The organism is Parviterribacter multiflagellatus (assembly GCF_056863265.1).
Map to the genome: position 1 here is coordinate 664,118 of NZ_JBXPIZ010000002.1, position 6,038 is coordinate 670,155.

Annotated in this window: 9 protein-coding genes; 1 reads left to right on the plus strand and 8 read right to left on the minus strand. The window is 68.4% G+C overall.

The window, feature by feature from the left end; genetic code table 11:
• Window positions 1-19: 19 nt before the first annotated feature.
• Complete coding sequence (locus AC1UE5_RS06840) at window positions 20-619, minus strand: hypothetical protein (protein ID WP_482921462.1); 600 nt, start codon at window positions 617-619, stop codon at window positions 20-22.
• A gap of 46 nt (window positions 620-665) precedes the next feature.
• Here AC1UE5_RS06840 and AC1UE5_RS06845 point away from each other — a divergent pair, with 46 nt between their 5' ends.
• Window positions 666-1,184 (plus strand): hypothetical protein, encoded by a 519-nt coding sequence (locus AC1UE5_RS06845; protein ID WP_482921464.1) that lies wholly within the window; start codon window positions 666-668, stop codon window positions 1,182-1,184.
• 5 nt (window positions 1,185-1,189) lie between these two features.
• Here AC1UE5_RS06845 and AC1UE5_RS06850 read toward each other — a convergent pair whose 3' ends face one another.
• From AC1UE5_RS06850 to AC1UE5_RS06880, 7 genes are all read right to left on the minus strand, one after another.
• Entirely contained in the window at window positions 1,190-1,720 is a 531-nt protein-coding gene (locus AC1UE5_RS06850) for a hypothetical protein (RefSeq protein WP_482921466.1), read from the minus strand.
• A 3-nt stretch (window positions 1,721-1,723) separates the two neighbouring features.
• A complete protein-coding gene (locus AC1UE5_RS06855) occupies window positions 1,724-1,981 on the minus strand; it encodes a hypothetical protein (RefSeq protein WP_482921468.1) in 258 nt (85 codons plus the stop codon).
• 88 nt (window positions 1,982-2,069) lie between these two features.
• Complete coding sequence (locus AC1UE5_RS06860; protein ID WP_482921470.1) at window positions 2,070-2,429, minus strand: hypothetical protein; 360 nt, start codon at window positions 2,427-2,429, stop codon at window positions 2,070-2,072.
• A complete protein-coding gene (locus AC1UE5_RS06865; protein WP_482921472.1) occupies window positions 2,426-3,103 on the minus strand; it encodes an HK97 family phage prohead protease in 678 nt (225 codons plus the stop codon). The genes AC1UE5_RS06860 and AC1UE5_RS06865 overlap by 4 nt, the downstream gene beginning before the upstream one ends.
• Complete coding sequence (locus tag AC1UE5_RS06870) at window positions 3,043-4,470, minus strand: phage major capsid protein (RefSeq protein ID WP_482921474.1); 1,428 nt, start codon at window positions 4,468-4,470, stop codon at window positions 3,043-3,045. Before AC1UE5_RS06870 ends, AC1UE5_RS06865 begins: the two co-directional genes overlap by 61 nt.
• A gap of 310 nt (window positions 4,471-4,780) precedes the next feature.
• A complete protein-coding gene (locus tag AC1UE5_RS06875; RefSeq protein WP_482921476.1) occupies window positions 4,781-5,140 on the minus strand; it encodes a hypothetical protein in 360 nt (119 codons plus the stop codon).
• On the minus strand, window positions 5,140-5,601 hold the full coding sequence (locus tag AC1UE5_RS06880; protein ID WP_482921478.1) for a hypothetical protein: 462 nt from the start codon (window positions 5,599-5,601) through the stop codon (window positions 5,140-5,142). Before AC1UE5_RS06880 ends, AC1UE5_RS06875 begins: the two co-directional genes overlap by 1 nt.
• Window positions 5,602-6,038 lie beyond the last annotated feature (437 nt).

A 6,038-nucleotide genomic window follows, 5' to 3' on the forward strand; every position in this document is an offset into this window, starting at 1 on the left:
AAGACACGACCCCTCCCCCCTAGCCAACGCCGGGCCAGTGCAGCCGGCGGCGCGCGAGCCGATTCCATCCACCCAACGGCCCCGCCTGCACTTCGACGCGTCCTGCCTCGACGAGCGCCTTCTGGGCGCGGACGACGTCTCGCACATGTGCGTGCCACCGCTCATTCGCGGCGGCAGTAGGTGGAACGTCGGAGGTCCCACGCTCGCCCACCAACTCATAGAGCGCGCCTACCGCGTCCACATGTGAGCGGAAGGCGAATGAGACTGGATGGTCGTCCGGGAAGTGCAGGCGGATCGAGTTCTCCATCTTCCACACCTGCTCGACGGAATCGAGAATCGCGCGCGTGTTCTGCTGGGCGGACTCCTGCGCGACCGGCACGCCTTGACGCCACATCGCCCAACCCTCGCTGATAAGACGCCGATGCGTGGAGAGGCGCCCCATCGCATCGTCCAGGAGGCGTAGGCGAGCAGCGCGCGCGTCCGAGCGCCGTGTGATGTGCCACATCAGCACCTGAGCGCCACCGCCGGTCAGCCCACCGATAGCCGCCCCCACAATCGCCGCAGTCGGTGCGTCCATACCCGCGAGTGTGGTCGCCTGGTCGGACGAGTTGAAGCTCACCCGCACATTGCTTTGTGTCTCGGTCCGGCGTACGGTCGCCCACATAATGCGCAACGCTCTCGTCGTGGCTCTCTCGGCCGCCGCCGTGGTGCTGGCCGCGTGCGGTGGTACCGCTGAGCGCGAGACCGGTGAGCACACCAAGGCCGCCCCGGTCGCGGCGACGCAACCCCAGGACGCCGGCCCGACGCGCGCGGAGTTCATAGCGAAGGCCGACGAGGTGTGCCGGCAGCACCGCAACCGGACCACATCGCTCATGCGTGAGATCGACCAAGCGGACACCCTCGCTCAGCTCGCGCCGCTCGCCGCCCGGATGAAGCCACTCGCCGCCCGGTTCGCGGATGAGCTCGACGAACTACAGGCACCCATCGCGGACGAGTCTGTGATCGACCGCTACCGCAGCCTCGTGCGCCGTCACGCGGATGCCATCGCGCAGTTCGCCGACGCTCTCGCCGACGGTGCCGGGGTAGCTGCCGTAACGAAAGCGAGCGAACGGATCGACGGCGTGCAGGAGCGCTACCACGGGATCGCGGAGGGCTACGGCTTCAAGGTGTGCGGACGCGACTGAGCCCGTCACACGGTCCAGACGATCATGCGGGTGTCGGTGAACCGCGCGATGCCGCCCGCGGTCCGGTAGCGAAGTCGGACGCTGAACGATCCCCCATTGGCCTCCGGCGCGATGAACGCACCTCCATATTGCTCGGGGTAGACGCCAATCGCGCTGCCAGGAGCAGAGGCACGACGGGTCCCGAACCCAACCGAGTCGAACTGGAGCGCTTGCACCGAGTACACCTCCGGGCCGTCCACGATCTCGCCCGTCACGTCGTCTCGCACTCTGCGGCGGATCACGACATCGATGATGCCGGTCCCGAAGTCCTCGACGAAGCCCGTGCTCACGACGTAGATCGACACGACTGCGCCGGACGACACCCGCAGGAACGTCCCTTCACCGATGTGCGGTGACGTGCCCGTGGTGTGCCGGTAGCTCTCCTCGTTCACTCGCCGCGCGTGGTCGAGAGCTTCACGGCGCTGGAGCACCTCCACGCCCGACTGAATGCCTCCAAGTGTGCGCGAGAAGTCGGAGCCGACGTTGTAGCCGCCCACTGCTCAGTCCTTGCCCGGTCCGACGATCGACACGATGCGCGCGCAGATGAGCCCGCGGGCGGCGTGCTCGTCGTCGGTGACGATCGCCGTGCCAGCCGGCAGGCGAACGGCCATCCTCTCCTCGCCCTTCATCGCTTCGATCCGACAATCCGTCGTCAGCATGAGCATCTCGTCGTGAGGCATCGTCAGCTCCGCTTCCGCTTCGTGGTTCGTCGCCGCGGCTTGCCGGAACTGGTCGACGGCATCGCGTTCGTCATGCACCCGCGGCACCGCTCGCCGGGGTGGTCCTCTGTGCGGAGGTACCGCGTCCCGCAGGCGCAGCGGGCGGCCTCCTCGAACGTCGCGCGGCTCATCCTTGATTGACGGTCCGCAGGGTCGCCACCGGCGCCGAGATCACGTCAAGCGTCTGTCCGACGTTGGCCGGGTCGACCGGCTCCGGCTCATGCCCCCACACGTCTGCTCGCATGGCGGCCACGACCTCGGCCTCGTCGGTGAAGGCAAGCCGCACCTCTACCTCGCCGTCGCGGTGGCGGGCGTGAAACGTCGCGCCCTGCCGCAGCCACGAGTACACACGCTCACGCTCAGGGTGCGTCGTGACGCCGTGCTCAATCAGGCCCGAGAGCCGAGCGAAGTCGACGACCTCGCCGCCGTTGGCCTGTGCCATCAGGCGCTCGAACGCATCTAGGTCCGGGATCGGATCGTCGCTCATGCCGCGTTCCGCTCTCGCTCGAAGTAGCCACTCAGGTCGACGAGCGACCGCACACCGGCGGTCGCCTGCGGGTACGCGCCCCAGACCACCGGCCCGAACTCCCTGACGGTCACGTCGAAGATCGTGCGCTCGGGAATGCCGTCCGGGTTGTGCTCAGACTCTCCGGGTTCCCTGACGAAGTCGTCGTCACCGATGTGGAACATGAACGACGCGCCATAGGTGCCGGCGCGCAGGCCGGACACAACGAGTTCAGGGACACCGGCCAGGAGGTCGGCCTCGTAGAACGCGCCGGTGCCGTCCTCTCGCAGCGTCTTGATGGCCGCGATCGGCTTCCGCCCGAGGAACGGGTCACGCCCGTGCTGGAGCATCACGCGCATCTGCTCGCGGTCCTCCGCGAACGTGCGGGTGAACGCTCCTGACGCCAGGCGTTCGAGGTAGGTCGTCCAACCCCCGTTGTCCCAGTCGTACTCGTGGATCGTTGTCCACACGTTGGTCACGCCGAAGTGACCGGTGAGGGTGCGCCCGCTCCCGCCCTCGCCTTCCCCACCGCGGAGCACGAGGCCCCGCGGCAGGGAAGAGGGAGCGGCGGCACGAATAGCCGTCCGCTGCATCATTAGGTCGTCTGAAGCACGCGAATCGCGGCCTGGTTGACGATCCCGCTCGACGTCCGCCACCACGCGAACAAGCCGCGCTGCCCGGTCGGACGGCCCGACGCGCCGAACAGGTGCGGCACAAGCTCGACGCTCATACCGACCCGGTCCACGATCTCGAAGCCCGCTGCGATGTCGCCATACACCGCGATCCTCGAGCCGGTCGTCGTGACGGTCGGCATGTCCGACACCTCGCGCCACGGCTTCGAGAGCAGCATGTCCCCGGCGTCGTTGAACAGCGCCGGCTCGTCTGGGTCAGCCGTACCGACGAGACGCTTCGCCTGGTTTTTGACCGCGAGCGACGTCAGCCACGACGCCCGCGACTGGAACCGCGGCGGCAACGCGTTCTGCGTGTTGTACAGGTGCGCCACCGCGAACGACGCCGTACCTGCCGCAACCGTGCCCGTCGCGCCCGTGAGGATGCCCTGCGGCTCCTCGTCACCGTGGCCGGTGCCGGTGACGAACTTCTCCGCCTCCAGCGTGTCCTTGGCGTCCGCAAACAGACGGCCGAGCTCCTGCTGAAGCGCCGGGTAGTCGGCACCCACCTCGAAGCTGAAGGGCACGAAGGCCGAAGCCCGCTCCGGGGTGATCGTTGGCTGAGCCAGCGTCGGCGTGCCGTCCGCGACCTCCGAGCCCTCGGCGCCGAATGACGCGACCACGCCAGCCGATGAGATCCCGCGCCACTCGCTCGTGGTGATCGAGCGGACGCGCGCGACCTCGCGGAGCGGATTGATCGCCCCATCGGACGTCAACATGATCGTCGGGTCGATCGTGGCCGGGATGCCGTAGCCGCCAGCGGACGGGGTACCCACGGCCATCGCACGCTGCTGCGTGACGTCGGCCACCCGGCGAAGCGCCTCAGCCTCGTCGGCCGCCATCTCGAATTGCGCGGTCTGCGGTCGGCTCAGCAGGCGTGCGAATGCCCGCTCGTACGGCTCGGCAGACACCGCGGCGATGTACCGAGCGTCCAGCCCGTCACGGTCACGCTGGACGAACGCCTCCAGCGAAGTGGCCGCGCGGGCGCCCAGGTCGTCCGCGATGCGCTCCATGCTCCGAAGCGCCTCGTCACGCGCCCGAGCGACCGGGGAGCGGTCAACGCGGCGAGCCGCGGGGGCCGGCGGAGAGCCATCCTCGTGGCTGTTCGGGTTCTTCGCATGGTGCGCAACCCGCTCGCGGGATGCGGTCACCCGGCCGTACTCGGCTTCGAGGTCCCGGATCTCGTTGTCCAGGCGCTCGATGCCGCGGTTCGTGTTGCTCAGCCGCTCGTCGATGCCGGCGTCAGGGCCGGCGTCCTGCCTGCTGAGGAGGTTCGCGCGTTCGGCAATCTGCCGGTCGCGCTTGCTGCGCTTCTCGTCGAGCTGCGAGCGCAGCTCACTGAGGTCTTTGTACAAGCGTGCCTTTGCCGCTTAGGTTCATCGGGACCGTCGATGTCCGGGCGTGCGTTCTCCGCAGACCCGAATGGCACTGAGCCACCAGCCGTTGCGCCGCGTGCTCCCGGTGCCCTCGTGGACAGCGGGCGGCGTGTCAGGCCGGTTGACGTACTGCTCGTCGATGCGAAGCCGGGTGCGGTCCTAGCGCGGCGCGGCTCCGATCGACCCCAAGGCTCAACTACCACGCGAACATCGGTGCCGGCGGGGCGTGCCCCCAGGGCAGGCCGGTGACGTGAGGTTCGCGCTGTCGAGGGTGGTCGGCATTGGACTTCTAAGTTTCGAGCCCCGTCTCTCGCACCGTGGCGGAGTTGGCCGACTCAGGCAGACGCCACACCCACGGCTGCCGCGGACCGACAGGGACCTTAACCACGCCGAGCTCCCGAGAGGCGCGCTCCACCGTGCGCCACGAGATCCCCGCGTCCCCGGTGCCCCGTTTGATCGTCGCGACGTCGCGCGGTCCATCGGCCAGCGTCGCGCGCAGCCACCGGACTGCCTCACCACGGCGTCCCGTCGTCGTCGCCGCCTGCAAGCCGTCCCGGTAGCCGCGGGCGTACGCGGCATCCAAACGAGCGGCCACAAGAGGGGCAAGTACAGGGTGGTCTAGGAAGTCCTCGAGCTTCGCGTCGGGCATCAGAACCCAGGCTCTTCCCTATCCCTATGTGGCCGATCCTCTACGTCTGGTCTGCTCTGCTCTACCTCTTGTGACTTGTCACGCTCTCGCTGAGCGGCCTTGCGCTTCGCCGCGCCAGCGTCCTTCGGCTCCCAGTCGAACCACTCAGTCAGACGCGCCTCGAACGCGTGACCGTCCTCCCGAAGCTCGACGAGGCCAAGCTCCGCACGACGTAGGCCGATCGCTCGTCCGGCATCTGCGTCGTGCAGGAACGCCGTCAGGCTCAGCGACCGCCACGTCCCCTTCGCGACGCCGGGCACCCCGCCGGTGTAGGTCTGGTCCTTCGCGAGCGCGATGAGGCAGACGAACGTGTACGGCCCAGCCGGACCGAAGTCCTGACCGAGGATGTCGATCCGTCGGGCGTCGGGGAAGTGGACCGATAGCGGGAACCAGTCGGTGGGCCGAACGAGCCTTGTTCGCACTCCGTCTCCCAACGGGACTACCCCGCGTCGTCGAAGAGCCTTGGCGGTGACGCAGGCGCCGGGGCCGACTGGCTGAGTCGATAGACCTTCAGCCCCCTCCGCCACCCGGCGTTCTCGATGCGATAGCCGTCGTCACGTAGCTCATCGATGCGTGAGGCGAGACGCGCGACCGGTGGGCCGCCGTCGATCGCCGTTCGCCCGAGCCGGAAATCGTGCTGCGTGATCCCGTGGCTTCCAGCGCGTTGAAGCGCAGCTAGGACGCGCTGGCGTTGCGTGCCGGAGCTCAAACGCCCTCGTCGCTCAGAAGCGCCTCTAGCTGTAAGTCCCGAGCAGGTTGTTCAGTCGCTGGGCCGGGGTTTGGCGGCTGAGGGCGCTGTGTTGGCGGCGATGGTTGTAGTGCCAGAGCCATCCGTCAAGGGCTGCGGTGCGTTCTGCGC

What these genes read in the sequence shown, in the direction of transcription:
- AC1UE5_RS06860 (WP_482921470.1), bottom strand. Translation starts at nt 2,429, where the DNA reads ATGAGCGACGATCCGATCCCGGACCTAGATGCGTTCGAGCGCCTGATG.
- AC1UE5_RS06845 (WP_482921464.1), top strand. Translation starts at nt 666, where the DNA reads ATGCGCAACGCTCTCGTCGTGGCTCTCTCGGCCGCCGCCGTGGTGCTG.
- AC1UE5_RS06875 (WP_482921476.1), bottom strand. Translation starts at nt 5,140, where the DNA reads ATGCCCGACGCGAAGCTCGAGGACTTCCTAGACCACCCTGTACTTGCC.